The 15,735-nt window shown below is 49.8% G+C and carries 11 protein-coding genes; 6 read left to right on the top strand and 5 right to left on the bottom strand.

Annotated elements, in window-relative coordinates; all coding sequences use genetic code 11:
* Window positions 1-18: 18 nt before the first annotated feature.
* The 6 genes from MK185_00360 to MK185_00335 all read left to right on the top strand — a co-directional run bounded on the left by MK185_00360 (window position 19) and on the right by MK185_00335 (window position 9,329).
* Entirely contained in the window at window positions 19-645 is a 627-nt protein-coding gene (locus tag MK185_00360) for a CatA-like O-acetyltransferase (GenBank protein ID MCH2039073.1), read from the top strand.
* Between the two features lie 211 nt (window positions 646-856).
* A complete protein-coding gene (gene smc / locus MK185_00355) occupies window positions 857-4,363 on the top strand; it encodes a chromosome segregation protein SMC (GenBank protein MCH2039072.1) in 3,507 nt (1,168 codons plus the stop codon).
* Window positions 4,364-4,552: 189 nt separating this feature from the next.
* Window positions 4,553-5,914, top strand: coding sequence for a hypothetical protein (locus MK185_00350; protein MCH2039071.1), 1,362 nt, complete (start codon window positions 4,553-4,555; stop codon window positions 5,912-5,914).
* 167 nt (window positions 5,915-6,081) lie between these two features.
* Window positions 6,082-8,178, top strand: a complete 2,097-nt coding sequence (ligA, locus tag MK185_00345) for an NAD-dependent DNA ligase LigA (GenBank protein MCH2039070.1) — start codon at window positions 6,082-6,084, stop codon at window positions 8,176-8,178.
* A gap of 24 nt (window positions 8,179-8,202) precedes the next feature.
* Window positions 8,203-8,847, top strand: a complete 645-nt coding sequence (locus MK185_00340) for a hypothetical protein (GenBank protein ID MCH2039069.1) — start codon at window positions 8,203-8,205, stop codon at window positions 8,845-8,847.
* A 152-nt stretch (window positions 8,848-8,999) separates the two neighbouring features.
* Window positions 9,000-9,329, top strand: a complete 330-nt coding sequence (locus tag MK185_00335; protein MCH2039068.1) for a multidrug efflux SMR transporter — start codon at window positions 9,000-9,002, stop codon at window positions 9,327-9,329.
* 229 nt (window positions 9,330-9,558) lie between these two features.
* On the opposite strand, the gene MK185_00330 is transcribed toward MK185_00335, so the two are convergent.
* The 5 genes from MK185_00330 to MK185_00310 are packed head-to-tail and all read right to left on the bottom strand — an operon-like array spanning window position 9,559 to window position 15,734.
* Window positions 9,559-11,229: a BatD family protein gene (locus tag MK185_00330; GenBank protein ID MCH2039067.1), complete on the bottom strand. Its 1,671-nt coding sequence runs from the start codon at window positions 11,227-11,229 to the stop codon at window positions 9,559-9,561.
* Complete coding sequence (locus tag MK185_00325) at window positions 11,223-13,262, bottom strand: VWA domain-containing protein (protein MCH2039066.1); 2,040 nt, start codon at window positions 13,260-13,262, stop codon at window positions 11,223-11,225. The genes MK185_00330 and MK185_00325 overlap by 7 nt, the downstream gene beginning before the upstream one ends.
* Complete coding sequence (locus MK185_00320; protein MCH2039065.1) at window positions 13,259-14,269, bottom strand: VWA domain-containing protein; 1,011 nt, start codon at window positions 14,267-14,269, stop codon at window positions 13,259-13,261. The genes MK185_00325 and MK185_00320 overlap by 4 nt, the downstream gene beginning before the upstream one ends.
* Window positions 14,269-14,796, bottom strand: a complete 528-nt coding sequence (locus MK185_00315) for a DUF4381 domain-containing protein (protein ID MCH2039064.1) — start codon at window positions 14,794-14,796, stop codon at window positions 14,269-14,271. The genes MK185_00320 and MK185_00315 overlap by 1 nt, the downstream gene beginning before the upstream one ends.
* Complete coding sequence (locus MK185_00310) at window positions 14,793-15,734, bottom strand: DUF58 domain-containing protein (protein MCH2039063.1); 942 nt, start codon at window positions 15,732-15,734, stop codon at window positions 14,793-14,795. The genes MK185_00315 and MK185_00310 overlap by 4 nt, the downstream gene beginning before the upstream one ends.
* Window position 15,735 lies beyond the last annotated feature (1 nt).

The raw sequence follows: 15,735 nt of genomic DNA, 5'->3' as shown, positions 1-15,735 counted from the left end.
ACTAGTATAAGACGAGCAATGAAAACGAAATTAGACCTCGAAAACTGGGTAAGAAAAGAACACTTTGAGTTCTTCAATAACTTCGATGAGCCGTACACCGGTGTTTCTGTTGAGGTCGAATGTACCCAGGCGTACGAGTATTGTAAGCGGAATAATATTTCCTTTTTTCTGTACTACTTTCATCGGGCGCTGATTGCGATTAACTCAGTAGAGGCTTTACGATATCGCCTCGAAGATGGTGATGTTTACAGTTACGAAACCATTCACGGATCTGCCACGATCAACCGGCCAGATGATACGTTTCAGTTCTCGCATTTCATTTTCGATGATGACTTTCAGTCGTTTGCCGCTAATGCAGAAGGGGTGATTGAGGCCGCCCATCACAGCACGGGGTTAGATTTAACCGCTTCGGGAATCGATGTGATTCACTTTTCCTCAATCCCCTGGATGTCGTTTACCGGCTTGTCTCATGCTCGTAATTTTGCATGGAAGGACAGCTGCCCGAAGATCTCAGTTGGAAAAATGACGATGGTTGATGGTAAGCGCCAGATGCCGCTGTCGATTCATGCACATCACGCGTTGGTAGACGGTATCGATCTGGCCCGGTTTATCAATAAATTCAGTGAGTTGATGGCCGAACAATGAGGGTAAAACAAGTCGTGATTCAGCTCGGTAGAGTCGCATAGCACAGGGGTTTATCCATGCCCCCAAAAAAACTAAGGACAGCTACTGCAACTGACTGACGCCGCGTGCTTGCAGTATTAGCCGGGATGGCCATATTTTTTGCCTGTTTTCCTGTCGGTGGTAAACTGCCGCTTTCGTCCTTTTACTGCTTCACAGGAAAGATCACACCACTATGCGCTTAAAAGCGATCAAACTGGCGGGCTTTAAGTCCTTTGTCGATCCGACAACCGTGCCTTTTAGTACCAATATGACGGGTATTGTTGGCCCCAACGGTTGTGGAAAATCGAACACCATCGATGCCGTTCGTTGGGTGATGGGCGAGAGTTCAGCCAAGTACCTGCGTGGCGATGCCATGACCGATGTGATTTTCAACGGTTCTGCGGAACGCAAACCGGTCAGTAAGGCCAGTGTTGATCTGATTTTCGATAACTCGGATGGCACTCTGCGCGGCGAATACGCCAGTTATAATGAAATCAGCCTGCGCCGTCAGGTTACCCGCGACGGTCAGTCGAGTTACTACCTCAACGGCACCAAATGTCGTAAAAAAGACATCACCGACATATTCCTCGGTACCGGTTTAGGGCCACGTTCCTACGCCATTATTGAGCAGGGCATGATTTCACGGCTGATTGAGGCTAAGCCGGAGGAGTTGCGTGTTTATGTTGAAGAAGCGGCGGGTATTTCCAAATACAAGGAACGTCGTCGTGAGACGGAAAATCGCATGCGGCGCACCAACGAAAATCTGGAGCGCTTGCAGGACATCCGCGAAGAGCTGGATCGCCAGCTGGCACACCTCAAACGACAGGCCGATGCAGCCGAAAAATATAAAGAATTAAAATCTCAGGAACGCGAGAAAAAAGCGCAGTTGCAGGCACTGAAATGGCAGATTCTTGATCGGGATTATCAGCAGCGGCAGCAGCAAATCGCCAAACATCAGGTTGAATTTGAAGCCCACACCGCCGCTCAACGCAGTGCTGATGCAGAGATTGAAGCGCTCCGTCTTGAGCACACTGACAAGAATGATGAATTCAGCTCAGCGCAGGCGAAGTTCTACGATGTGGGATCGCAGATTGCCCGTCAGGAGCAAAAAGTTGAACATCAGGCGCAAATGGCGTTGCAGCTTGATCAGGAAATGGCGGAAGTTGAAAAGTCGATTCTTGATACTCAGCGCTCGTTAGAAGAAGACCAGCTGCAGCTGGAAACCATTGCCGAAGAAAAGCTGATGCTTGAGCCAGAGCTGGAGATGTTGCTGGCTGGTGAGGAAGAGGCTGCGGAAGCGCTAGCCATCGCTGAGGAAAATCAGCAGCAATGGCAGGAGCGCTGGGAACAATTTACTCAACGCGCCAGTGAGCCAACCCGTCAGGCGGAAGTTGCCCAGACGCGGATGCAGAATATTGAACAGCAGCTGTCGCGACTGCAGCAACAAATCGGTCGTCTTCAGGATGAAAAACGCGAGCTTGCAGATAATCCTGAATTGGAAGAAATTCAGTTACTGCAGGAAGAAGTCAGCGAGCAGGAAATGGCTTCCGAAAGCCTGCAGGAAAAGACCGATACGCTGCAGCAGCAGGTTAATCAGTCGCGTGAAGATCTGGAAGCCCGCCGTCGCCAGTTGGAAGACGGCAAAAACCAACTGCAACATTTTATCAACCGCAAAGCGACGTTGGATGCGCTGCAAAAAGCGGCTCTGGGTGAGGGTTCTGAGGCCGTGAGCCACTGGCTTGAAAGTCATCAACTGGCACGTAAGCCTCGCCTGGCGGAGCAACTGCATGTTGAAGATGGCTGGGAGCGGGCAGTCGAAACCGTACTCGGCGATTACCTCCAGGCGGTGGTGATTGATGATCTCGATCCAACTCAGCATTGGTTGGCTAACTTAAAAGAAGGTCAGCTAGCCCTGTGGCAACACGCGCGAAATACCGCGGTATCCGCTTCCGCCGATTCCTTACTGAGTGTGGTTCGCAGTGAACAAGATGTATCCGGTCTTTTATCGCATGTAAAAACGGCAAACGATTTAACTCAGGCACTGGCGATGCGCCCGCAGCTGGATGCCGATGAATCAGTGGTTACCCCGGAAGGCATCTGGCTTGGTAAGCATTGGCTGCGAGTAGCGAAAACTGCCGACGGTGAAGGTGGTGTTCTGGCGCGTCAGCAAGAGCTGGAAACCCTGGAAGAACAAATCGAAGAGCTGGATATTCAGGTTGAAGAGTGGGAAGTCGATCTTGAAGCTGATCAGCTTAAACTGCGCTCTTCTGAGCAGCAGCGTGAAGTGGCTCAGCGCGAACTGCAGCAAGCCAGTCAGCAGTTGATTCATCTGAAATCACAGTTATCCGGCAAACAGGCCCGTGCCGAGCAATTCGCACTGCGCGGTGAAAAGCTCGATCGGGACATTGAGGAAACCCGTGATCTGCAGGAGTTGGAACGAGAGTCGCTGGAAGAGGTGCGATTGCAATGGCAGGAGGCCATGTCGGCCATTGATGAAGACAGTGGCGAACGCGAGCGTTTGCTCGCCGACAAAACCCAGGTTCAGGTGGCGCTGGACCAGGCACGTATGTCGGCAGGGCAGAACAAAGATCGCAGCCATCAGTTGCAGTTGAACGTACAGGGGCTGGCGACCAAAGAGCAAAGTCTGAATCAGGCCATTGAGCGTTTGGCGGCACAGATGCAGCGTCTGCGCGAGCGCCGACTTCAGATTGAAGCCAATCAGAATCGCGACCATTCCGTCGATTTAGAAGAGTTAAAAGCTCAGCTGGAAGAATTGTTGGAACAAAAGTTGGTGGCAGAGCAAGCCATGCAGGCTGCCCGTCATGCACTGGAGGCAGTCGATAGTCAGCTACGCCAACTCGAACAACAGCGCACCGATGCCGAGAAAAAAGCGCTTGAAGTCCGTAATGAGTTGGAAAAAGTCCGGATGGAATGCCAGGCGCTGGATATCCGCCGACAGGCGCTTGTAGAGCAATTGCAGGAGGAAAAACTCAGCCTTGAGCAGGTGCTGGAAACCATGCCAGAAGAGGCTGATGCCGACACCTGGCAACAGGAACTACAGCGCATTGCCGAGCGCATTCAACGCTTAGGTGCGATCAATCTCGCGGCGATTGACGAATATAAAACCCAGTCGGAGCGTAAAGTGTATCTCGATGCCCAGCATGCCGACCTGGAAAAAGCGCTGAGTACCCTGGAAGGCGCGATTCATAAAATTGATCGTGAAACCCGTACCCGTTTCAAAGAAACATTCGACAAAATGAATGCTGGTCTGGCTGAACTGTTCCCCAAAGTATTTGGCGGCGGGCACGCATCGTTGGAATTAACCGGGGATGATTTACTGGATACCGGTGTTGCGATTATGGCGCGCCCACCCGGTAAGAAAAACAGTACCATTCACCTGCTATCGGGTGGCGAAAAAGCACTGACGGCGATTGCCTTGGTTTTCTCGATTTTTCAGCTGAATCCAGCGCCGTTTTGTATGCTGGATGAGGTTGATGCGCCGTTAGATGATGCCAATGTCGGACGTTATGCCCGACTGGTCAAAGCCATGTCGGAAAAGGTTCAGTTTATTTACATTACGCACAATAAAATTGCGATGGAAAAGGCATCTCAATTGATGGGTGTCACCATGCATGAGCCGGGTGTATCACGTTTAGTATCAGTAGATGTCGAAGAAGCGGCAGAAATGATCAACCAATAATTGGCATGCCATAGAATTGGCTTAAAAACTGTAAAATTCATTAAGAAAAACCAGGGAAAGTCGCCCGAAGGTCTGTCATCGACTCCGGGCTTGTGACACACTTGGCTGTTGATCTGCTCCGTTAGTGTTATCGGTTTTTGACGGGGTTCAGGCAATCGTCAACGTGTTTAAAAGAGGTTGGATGCAATTATGGAATGGAGCTGGCGGACTGTCTTAATCCTGATTGGATTAGTGACCATGGTAGCAATACTGATTGATGGATTTCGTCGCATGCGTCGCGCACGTGCCGAAGCATTGCGTCTTGATGTTTCGGAGGATTTTAAGTTCCCGGAAGAGGGCTACAACCCTGAACTGCCCGGTGAGGTTCGTGTCGTTGGTGGTTTTTCGCCGAATGCACCTTTATCGGATCAGCCTTCTGACCCGCAACAATCCCAACCTTCGTTCGATGAGGTTCCTGCTTTTTCGGCACTGGACGATGAGCCAGAAGTCGATTCCATGCGTAATACTTTTGACTCAGCGGACCTGGCAGTACCTTCTGAGAGCAACGTTGATCAGGCTGTGCGTGATGCAGTCGTCGAGGTCAGTAACGAAACTGACAATCAGCCTCGTCATAGCCAGAACAGTGATGCAGCGGTCGGTGTTCAGACCACGGCACTGGAGACTGGCGCTGAAACGACGCAAGACGAAGAAACACCAGTTGAGCCCAACTCGCCGTTAGTACCGAAAGCCAAACCTTTGAATCTGGACGAAAACGTACCTGTTTTGCTTGATGTTGAAGAACTGGGCGAAGATACCGATGTGGTATCCGATACAGTTTCCGATGTCGCTCCCGACGAAACTGAAACGGTTAACCTGATCGACGCACTGCCCGAAGCCGCCGCCAACACGGAACCCGAAGCGGCGTCGGCTGAGCCAACAGAAGACCCTCTTGACGAGGCACCAGAGGCACAGCATGTTGAAGAGTCTCACAGCGAAGAATCCAAAGTCGAAATGGAAGCTGAGCCGCAGCCAATGACCGAATCTTTTGCAGAAACGGCTCAGATCATCACGCATCCTGTTAACTTTGCAGGTGCAGATGCGGAGGTGTTGGCTCACCGTCCACCGGCTGAAGTGGTATTGGTTATTCATGCTATTGCCCAATCAGACCAAGGGTTCAGAGGCAGTGATTTGATTTATCTGTTTAATTCCTGCGATCTGCGCTATGGCGAGAAGAATATTTTCCATCGCTTCGAAGAAGCGGATGGTGCGGGTAATATCCAGTTCTCAGTGTCGCAAAGTTACGAACCCGGTACTTTTGAACCTGGCCGGATGGCTGATCAGCAGTTTCCCGGTTTAATCTTCTTTATGAGTCTGCCGGGGGCAAAACGACCACTCGAAGCGTATGAAGCCATGTATGAAATGGCGATGGTGGTTGCCCGCAATTTGAAAGCCGATTTATTGGATGAAAGCCTGAGTGCTCTTACCCCACAAACGGTTGAAGCTAACCGTGAAGAAATTATGACCTTTGAGCGTCATCAGCATCTGATGATGAAGAAACAAGGTACGCGTTAATTAAACGCGCTTTAATAATGACAATCGCCAGCACTGCTGGTGCAGAGAGTTTTTAAAAAGCCGCAACAGGATATTGCGATAGCCTCTCAGGCACAGGACAGTGTTGCTGATGTGGCGGCTTGAGTATTTCTGCATTAGCGTGTATCTGAATAACGTAATAAGCCGCTATGACTCAGCAAGATGACCTTTTTCCAACGGCCGCCGATTCGGTGGCGGTTGACGTTTCAGCTTCTGAAACGACCCCTGCAACACGTGCTAAAGAGTTGCGTGACCTGCTCAATGAATACAATCACCAATACTATGTACTCGACCATCCAACCGTACCGGATGCGGAATACGATCGTTTATTGCGCGAGTTGCAGGATATCGAGCGTGAGCATCAGGCATTAAAAACAGCCGATTCTCCTACCCAAAAAGTGGGCGCTATGCCGCTTTCGGCGTTTGATCAGGTTCAGCATGAAATGGCGATGTTGTCGCTGGATAACGCCATGAACGCAGGAGAGTTTTCGGACTTTTACGCGCGTGTGCAGAAACAGCTTAATACCAGTGACGATATTGAATTTGCTTGTGAGCCTAAGCTGGACGGTGCGGCGGTCAGTATTTTGTATGAAGACGGTGTATTGGTACAAGCCGCCACTCGAGGTGACGGTCAGACCGGAGAAAATATTACTCAGAATGTTCGCACCATTAATAACGTGCCGTTAAAACTGATTGGGGATTATCCGCAACGTGTTGAGGTGCGTGGAGAGGTGTATATGCCGCTCGATGGTTTTGACAGTTATAACGAAAAAGCGCTGGCGGCGGACGAGAAGGTGTTCGCTAATCCACGCAATGCCGCAGCCGGTTCTTTACGCCAACTGGATTCAAAGATCACCGCTAAACGACCACTTGAATTCTGTTCCTACGGTGTGGGTGTGGTCAGTGAGGAATTTAGCCTGCCAGAAAATCTCAGTGATATTTTCCAGTTGATTAAAAGCTGGGGCATTAAGATTAATGATGAGTTAACCGTTGCCAAAAATCTGCTGGAAGCTCAGGCATTCTTCGATGGTTTAGGTGACAAGCGCCATTCGTTACCCTACGAAATTGATGGTACGGTCTTTAAAGTAAACAATCTGGCATTGCAACAGCAGTTAGGCTTTGTCGCGCGTGCCCCACGCTGGGCAATTGCGTATAAATTTCCGGCCGTAGAAGAAATGACGGTGCTGGAACAGGTTGATTTTCAGGTGGGGCGCACCGGTGCTATTACTCCGGTTGCTCGTTTAAGTCCGGTTAAGGTTGCAGGTGTCGTAGTCAGCAACGCAACACTGCATAATGCTGATGAAATTGCCCGCCTCGGTGTGAAAGTGGGCGACACAGTGATTATTCGTCGCGCTGGCGACGTCATCCCACAGGTGGTATCTGTAGTGCGGGATCGTCGTCCTGATAATACTGATGATATTGTTTTTCCTGAAACATGCCCGGTATGTGATTCTGAAATTGAACGGGTAGAGGGCGAAGCCGTTGCGCGCTGTACCGGTGGTCTTGTGTGTTCGGCGCAGCGTAAAGAAGCGATCAAACATTTTGTGGCGCGCAAAGCGCTGGATGTTGAAGGATTGGGTGACAAACTGATCGACCAGTTGGTGGAACAGGATTTGATTCATTCAGTTGATGATTTATTTCATCTGACGATGGCGCAATTATCCGGGTTGGAACGAATGGCGCAGAAGTCGGCTCAGAATGTGCTGGATGCACTGGAAAACTCAAAGAAAACCACGTTGGGTCGTTTTTTATACGCGTTGGGTATTCGTGAGGTCGGTACAGTCACCGCAAATAACCTGGCGGCTCACTTTGGCTTCCTGCAGCGAATTATGAATGCTGATAAAGAAACCCTGATTAATGTGAACGATGTGGGCGACATTGTTGCCAGTCATATTGTTCATTTTTTCGCCCAACAACGGAATCGCGATGTTGTCGAACAGTTGCAGCTATCCGGCGTCAACTGGGAAGAAAAGGAACCTGTTGCCACGGCAAACGATGCGCCGCTAAGTGGTAAGGTTGCTGTGATCACCGGTACGCTTAGCAGCATGGGACGTGATCAGGCGAAAGATTACCTGGAAGATCTTGGCGCTAAAGTAACCGGCAGTGTATCGAAAAAAACCGACTTCCTGGTGGCGGGTGAGAAAGCCGGCAGTAAGTTAACGAAAGCGCAAAGCCTGGATGTTGAAGTTCTGGATAATGATGCCTTTATGGCATTATTAGCAGAACATGGGATTGAGCACGTTTAGCGGCTTTCTTTACAAGGTTTATTCATGATTCGTCAAATATTATTGATGTTGCCACTCGTTTTTCTGGCCGCTTGTTCTACACCGCAACCGAAAAATATTGGTGATGTGTGTGAAATATTCGATGAATATTACGATTGGTATAACGCCTCGAAAGCCGTACACGATAAATACGGTATTCCTATTTCGGTTACCATGGCGTTTATTCACCAGGAATCAAAATTTATCGATGATAACCGCCCGTCAAGAGAGTGGTTTTTATGGATCATTCCGGGGCCACGTCCGTCCTCTGCTTATGGTTATGCTCAGGCTCTCGATGCAACCTGGGTGGAATACCAGCGTAAAACCGGCAACTGGGGCGCTGATCGAGATGAGTTTGAAGATGCGGTAGATTTTATTGGTTGGTACAACACCAATACCATCAAGCGCACTGGGATAAAATCGCACGATGCTTATCGGCTGTACCTTGCCTATCATGATGGTGCCGGTGGTTACCTACGCGGCACTCATAAAAAGAAACCTTGGCTGATGAAAGTCGCTGCAAAAGTTGAGCGACGTTCAGCGTTATATCAACGCCAGCTGGTGCAATGCCGGGATGATCTCGAGAGTGGTTGGTTTTGGCGAACCTTGTTTGGCGCTGAAGATCGTGTACTGACTACGCCATTCGGTTGATGAGTTGATACTATCAGGTAGCTTGGCTCGCCATGTCATATCTTATGGCGACACAAGTATGTAAGAAGTACCAAGGTTACAATTCTAAAATTGCGGCAATCTCGACCACTGCTACGTTGAAAGTATGGGTCAGATATGGAAGGGATTGCCGTATGAACTACCACTACTTAATCATCACTATCGTTGCCGAAGTTATTGCCACCAGTGCGCTTAAGGCCACTGATGAATTTACCCGTTTTATTCCCAGTTTGATTGTGGTTGTGGGTTATGCCATCGCTTTTTATTTTTTCACCTTAACGTTACGCACCTTCCCGGTCGGAGTTGCTTATGCATTGTGGGCCGGATTGGGAATTGTATTAGTGGCGTTCGTGACCGCGATTTTCTATCGACAGGTGCCAGACTTGCCAGCGATTACAGGTATTAGCCTGATCATATGCGGGGTGGTAGTGATTCAGTTGTTTTCGAAAACCGCCAGTCATTAGTTGAAATAACGATGCGCATTATTTAAGCGCTAAAGGTTTCTGCGCTGGTCAGTTGAGACCGGATTTTTCGCCGTTACGATACCGTGTGCATCTAGCAAACAGACAATGACACCACAGACATAATGCAGTATCTCAGTCAGAATCGAATTCATGTTTTGACAACGATGGGGTGCTGGTCACCTGAAGAGACAACTTCAGGTGGCCGCTTATGATCTGGTTTCGGTACTCTTCAGGAATACAGAGGTTTGAGAGCGTTTGCATTCTGATTGTTGCAATCCGGTTTGAGGGTTTTCAGCAGCGCGAGTAAATTCGCACCGTTAAACGCGCTGTTTGTCGAATTGCTGGCATAGAGCAGGGCATCCAGCTCGGCTAATGCAGCGCTCAGTCGATGGTTGTTGTGTAACGCCTGAATCTGATCGAGTCGCACAATATCTTCCCGTTTGAAATAGGCAGACGTCCAATGCATGACTGCGGTACGGATTTGTTGCGCATCATTTTGTTGGCAAGCCTGTTTCAGTTCTTTCCAGCGCTGTTTATCGCTGACGGTCTGTGGCAGTGATTCCGGTGGTTCAGAAACACGATTTTTCTGCCGCCAAAGCAGATAGACCAGAATCAGATTTGATAAAAACAACACGCAGGACGCAATAATCCAGTAGCCATTTGCTGGCCCGGTTATCGTACCGGTGTTATTTGCCGCTGCTACCGCGTTGTTGAGAGCAGGTGCGATGGTTTCTGGCTGTGCAATCGTTGCTGGTTTTACCAGAATGGTTCTGGCCGGCAACACGGCGTATTCCAGTATGCCTAACCGGGTGTTCCACCAGGGAATCCTGACTTCGGGTAGTACCAGACGGCCCTCAGCAGTGGGTACTATCGCCATGGATTGCTGCAGCGTGCCCTGAATGCCGGTTTCACTCATGCGCTCACTGTTATCCGATTGATCGGGGTAATACCGGATTTTATCGACCACCGGCAGTGCTATCGCGGGAATCTGGCTACCACTGAGGCCACTGGCCGTAACTTTGATGGTCCGGGTAACCGGTTCACCCACAGTCCATTGTGATTGGTCGCCGTTACTGAAGGTTTCATTGATTTCCAGTCGGCTGGCCGGCAGCCAGGGGGCCTGAGGGTAGTTGGCTGGAATGGGCTTTACCTCAAGCTGCACCGGTTTGCTGACAATCCCCGCTTGGCGTCCCCGACTCCAACGATCATAAGGGTTGGTAACTCGGGCGTTGAATCGTTGTCCTGGTATGACGAGGTTGCCGCTTTCTTCAGGAAAAATAGCGTACTGTCGTTCGTAGACTCCCAGACGTTGGCCGTCGACCACTGTTTGATAGGAGCGCACTTCGGATAGTGGTTCAACTCGGGCGTCGGTTACTTTGAAATCGGATAGGCTCGGGTCTTCATGGTTAACGCTGTAGAACAGCTTCTCTTTATAAAGTATCTGCCCCTGAACGTAATACGGGCCTTTACTGATTTCCACATCAAAAAAGAACTCTTTTTCCAGCTGTTTTTTTACTGCAGCCGATAGCGCACTGACATTCATCGTGATCGTTTGGGTGCGTTTGTTTTTAAAACTGATGGTTGGAATGGTCAGTTTGCCTGTGCGTTTCGGACTGAGTGTGAGCGTCCATTCGGTAAATGATTCATTGCGACCATTGATGGAGCGAAACTGATTGGAGCGCTGCTGATTCAGCACCTGAAAGTCACGCTCCAGCGGAGTCAGGTCAGGTGAGCCAAAACCGACTTGTTCGCCATAACGCAGCATCAGAGAAAAAGTATCGTTTTCGCTGATGTTTTTCCGATCAACGCTGGCGCTGAAGGCGGCTGCCCAAGCATTCTGACAAAAGAGTGCACTGACTAAAAAAACGAGGGTGAATAAATAACGCAGACGGTTTACCACAACACGTCCTCCTGTTGTTCTGATTGGCCACCATCTTGCTGGCGATACTGATATAAAAATTTCCGTTGCAACAAATTGCCAGGGTTATCCGGAATACGATTAAGCCACTGCTGCATCGCAGCTTGTTCTTCACGATCTAGCTGCGATTCCTGCATTGGCTGCTGTGTCATTGACGCCGGATCTGCAGCGCTCTGGTCCGAATCCTGTTCACTGTTGGTGGTTGTTTGTTGTGGCTTTTGTTCGCTCAGCGGTTGTTGATTTCCGTCTTTATTTTGCGGCTCTTTCTGCTCTGCAGCTTTTTGTTCGGCAAATGCGTCGTCTTGCTGCTTATTGGCGGTGCTGGTATTTTGCTGTTCGCCTGGCTCGGCGCGTTTCGGGTCAGTTTGACTTCCAGTTTGTTGGTTTTGTTGGCTGTCTTGTGAATTTTGTTGTTGCGATTCTTGTTGCTGCGACTGTTGTGTTTGGGAAGAATCACCGCTCTGATTTTCATCGCTACCCTGTGGCTGGCCGTCTTTATTTTGCTGTTTTTGTTGTTCCTGATTTTTTTGTTGCTTCAGCGCTTGCTCAACAACCTTGCGGTTTTCGATGGCATCCGTAAAGTCCGGTTGTTGCTGCAGGGCTTCTGCATAAGCGTCGAGGGCGGCTTGCAGTTCACCTGACTGAGCAAGGGCATTGGCGTAGTTGTAGCGTCCATTCGCGCTGTGGTTGTCGGCAAATGCTCGTTGCGCGGCCTCATAGTCACCCGCCTGATAAGACGCCACGCCTTGCCAGTCTGGGTTTTCAAAACGCTGCGCTGCTGCAGCGGGGTCGCTGTTTAATAATTCTGCGCCTTGCTGGTCTGGGGTTTGCCACAGATTCTGCCAAAAGCCGCTTTCCTGGCCGGCTTGTTGTTGATTCGCTTGTTGTTCACTTAGCTGCTGTTGAATCACCGTTGGCGGATCAGCTGACACGGGGTCGTTGGCCCAGGCCGACGTCGGATTCGTTGCCGGTAATATCAGAGCCGGCAATAACAGCCAGCTGAACAGCACGCCACGACGAAAGAGTAACAGCGTTACTGGCAGCAACAGGAATATCAACCAGAAGCCCTGATCAAACCATTGATCAAACTGTTTGTTATCACCGCTGTCAGAAAATTCTGCTTTTGCCTCATTGGTGGTTTTGGGTTGCAACAGTTGTTGCCAGTCCTGGTCGTCGTAACGAATCGGTTGCCAGGCAACATTCAGTTCGGATACCAGCTTGCGAATCGGTTGCAAATCGAGTTTTGGTAAGACAATGTTTCCCTGGCCATCACGCAAAAAGCCACTGTTCGGCATAGAAACCGGTGCCCCTTCCGCTGTCCCAAGGGTCATGACACTGAGCTGAAAACGCTCGGTATCCAGTACTTTGTCGATACGCTGAATATCTTTATTAATGATGCCATCAGTGATTAATAATAATCGTGCTTTACCAATACCTGCGTCGGTTACCAGCCGTTGTGCCAGGGCGATGGCTTTGTCCGGGCGGCTGCCCGGCTTGGGCATAATAAACGGCGAAATCGCAGGCAACAGATTTTCAATGGTGTCGCGGTCGTCAGTTAACGGTGTCACGGTATGGGCTTCACCGGAATAGGTTAGCAATGCGGTTAAACCATCCTCTCTGCCGCGAATAACATCGGTCACTTTCTGGATTGCCCGGGTCGCCCGATCCGGCTTAATGTCCTGTGCTCCCATGGATAACGACATGTCGAGCAAAATCACCAGAGCGTCCTGATTTTTTTCCACCGGAGTTGGCATTTTTTCCCAGCTTGGTCCGGCTAACGCAATCGTCGCGATAACCCAGGTAAACATGACCAGCCACAAGCTGCTCCGGTCGTTTTTTTGCGGTGCATTGTCGAGCACGTACGGCAATAATTCTTGGTCAATAACATCCTGCCATTGGCCTGCAGTCAGCTTACGCTTCAGCAACAATAGAAATACTGCACAGGCTGGCAGCAATAACAACAACCAGTCTGCACGAATAAAATGAAACTGTTGAATAGGATCGAGCAGGCTCATGATTTACCTTCTATCGTCTTAAAACGTGACACAATCCCTGACTGTTGCAGAGCCAATAATAAACTGGCAATAAATGCCGCTAACATCGGCCAGTGAAACAGGTTTTGCTGTGGGCGATAAATTTGTGGGTCTTTCTCGGTAGGCTCCAGTTCATCAATAAACTGATAAATCTGCTGTAATTCCTGACTGTCGCGGGCCCGGAAAAAAGATCCGCTGGTAATTTGTGCGATCTGGCGTAGAGTCGTTTCGTCCAGGTCCCGCGAAGGGTTTACCCGGCGAGTACCAAAAAAGCTCGGCACTTCCATCAGGTCGGCACCCAGACCAATAGTGTATATTTTTACCTTATTTTTAGCAGCCAGTTGCGCTGCTTTTACCGGCTCCACTTCACCCGAGGTATTCGAGCCATCGGTTAATAAAATCATTACCCGACTGTTTTCCGGATTACTTTTCAGCCGTTTTATGGTCAGGCCAATGGCATCGCCAATGGCGGTGGATTTACCGGCCAGACCAATCTGGGCCTCATTCATAAATTGTTTAACGGTTTGTGTATCAAACGTCAGCGGTGCCTGTAAAAATGCCTCGGAACCAAACACCACCAGACCCAGACGGTCTCCCTGACGCTTTTCAATAAAATTATTTAGCACCTGTTTTACAATTACCAGGCGATTAACCGGGCGATTGCTCAGTTGCATATCTTCTTTTTCCATACTCAGAGATAAGTCAACAGCCAGCATCAGGTCACGACCGGAAACCGGTAATTCGACAACTTCGCCAGATTGATAAGGGCGGGCAAGGGCCGCTAACAGTGCCATCCAGACAAATAAAGGTAACAACCAATGACGTATCGATGATCTACGGATGCCACTGTGCTGATGACCAGCCTGAGTCCAGATATCGAGGTTCGGTACCAGTAATGCAGCCTGCTGAACTTTGGCAGCGGGAATGAATGCGCGAATAATCCAGGGTAATGGAAATAATAAAAATGCCCACGGCCAATGCCATTCCATTAGTCTGTCTCCCTGAGATTGGCGTTTTTGGCTTTACTTAGCCAGCGCTGGCAGTTTCTTACCAAATCTTTTTCGTCAAGTACTGGCATCGGTTGTTCCTGATACGCGCCGGATTGAAGAGCCTTACTTTGCTGTTCAGAAAATAAATCCGTCCCGGCACTGTGATTAAGAAAATCGCTCCAGCGTTGCTCAGATAACGAAATGGCTTTGGGAAAACGCTGGCGACAGAAACGTTTCAAAACCGTATTCAATTGCAGAATCAGCTGCTGTTGATTCTGGTCAGCCAGCCATTGACTGTAAGCTGAGTTTAATAGCTTTTTGGCCTGGCGTTTGTCGCTGTTACGGCGCCACATTCGGAAGATCAGAAACACCAACAGTGGCGTCGCTGTACACAGAATGGTGATGAGTAACCACCATCCTGGTGCCAGCGGCCACCAACTGACAGCGTCTGGTAATTGCAAACCCTGCAACGGCAGTGGGTTAGCCTGACCGGCTGTTGGAGCCAGTTGGGATAATGTTGTGATCATAGGCTTCTCCCTGATGCTTGCTGGGTCAAGCCCAGACCAGAGCGCAAGGAAGTCAGTGGATCATCGTTTGTAGCGATACGAATCAGCGGCACTTTTAAGCGCAACATATGTTGGCGAATCTGCTGTTGTTGGTGAGCAAAGGCTTGTTGGTGCGCTTCGCGGGCTGTTTGGGAATGTGTATCCAGGGCGAGTTTCTGACGTCGATCTGTCAGGTTGTATAGTCCCGGTGGTGGCAAATCAGCTTCAATCGGATCGTATAATTGCACCGCGACCAAATCACAATGGCGGGTAACATTGAACAACTGACGCTCGCAGTCGGCGTCAATGCCCGACCAGTCACTGACAAAGTAGATGGCACTTCCTGGTCGGGCGATTCGACGAATGTGGCGACATATTTGCTGCATACGCTGATGGTTGTCAGAAGCGATACTTTTCTCTATTTCAGCCATGTTATGCAGCAGACTCAGAACCTGTTTGCGACCGGTTTTAGGTCGTAAATCCACTTCTTGCTGGTCGTTGAATATCAAACCACCGATGCGATCACCATTTGTCATGGCTGCCCAGGCAATTAGGGCACTGATATCTGCCGCCAGAACACTTTTCAACGCTCTGCGTGTACCAAAATGCATACTCGCGCGCAAATCACAAACCACCAGTACCGGGCGCTCTCGTTCCTCACGGAACAATTTGATATGAGGATCGCCTGTGCGGGCGGTTACACGCCAGTCCATGGAGCGAATATCATCACCGGGCTGATATTCACGAACTTCGGAAAAGTCGATACCTCGACCGCGGACGGCCGAAGTATGGGGTCCGGCCAGGTCGTTAATAATGCGTTTCTGCTTGTGCAGCGGCAACTGGTTGGCAAGGTCGCGCAGGCTCACCAGATTGGCCGGTTTGATTTCGGCGCCGGACGAAAATCGTTGAGTAAAACTCATA

The sequence above is a fragment of the Saccharospirillaceae bacterium genome (assembly GCA_022448365.1).
GTDB lineage: Bacteria > Pseudomonadota > Gammaproteobacteria > Pseudomonadales > Oceanobacteraceae > Bacterioplanoides.
This window is presented reverse-complemented; position numbering and strand designations above follow the sequence as displayed.

Coding starts and splice junctions, on each gene's coding strand:
- ligA (MCH2039070.1), top strand. CDS start 6,082: ATGACTCAGCAAGATGACCTTTTTCCAACGGCCGCCGATTCGGTGGCG.
- MK185_00350 (MCH2039071.1), top strand. CDS start 4,553: ATGGAATGGAGCTGGCGGACTGTCTTAATCCTGATTGGATTAGTGACC.
- MK185_00315 (MCH2039064.1), bottom strand. CDS start 14,796: ATGATCACAACATTATCCCAACTGGCTCCAACAGCCGGTCAGGCTAAC.
- smc (MCH2039072.1), top strand. CDS start 857: ATGCGCTTAAAAGCGATCAAACTGGCGGGCTTTAAGTCCTTTGTCGAT.
- MK185_00335 (MCH2039068.1), top strand. CDS start 9,000: ATGAACTACCACTACTTAATCATCACTATCGTTGCCGAAGTTATTGCC.
- MK185_00360 (MCH2039073.1), top strand. CDS start 19: ATGAAAACGAAATTAGACCTCGAAAACTGGGTAAGAAAAGAACACTTT.
- MK185_00320 (MCH2039065.1), bottom strand. CDS start 14,269: ATGGAATGGCATTGGCCGTGGGCATTTTTATTATTTCCATTACCCTGG.
- MK185_00325 (MCH2039066.1), bottom strand. CDS start 13,262: ATGAGCCTGCTCGATCCTATTCAACAGTTTCATTTTATTCGTGCAGAC.
- MK185_00340 (MCH2039069.1), top strand. CDS start 8,203: ATGATTCGTCAAATATTATTGATGTTGCCACTCGTTTTTCTGGCCGCT.
- MK185_00310 (MCH2039063.1), bottom strand. CDS start 15,734: ATGAGTTTTACTCAACGATTTTCGTCCGGCGCCGAAATCAAACCGGCC.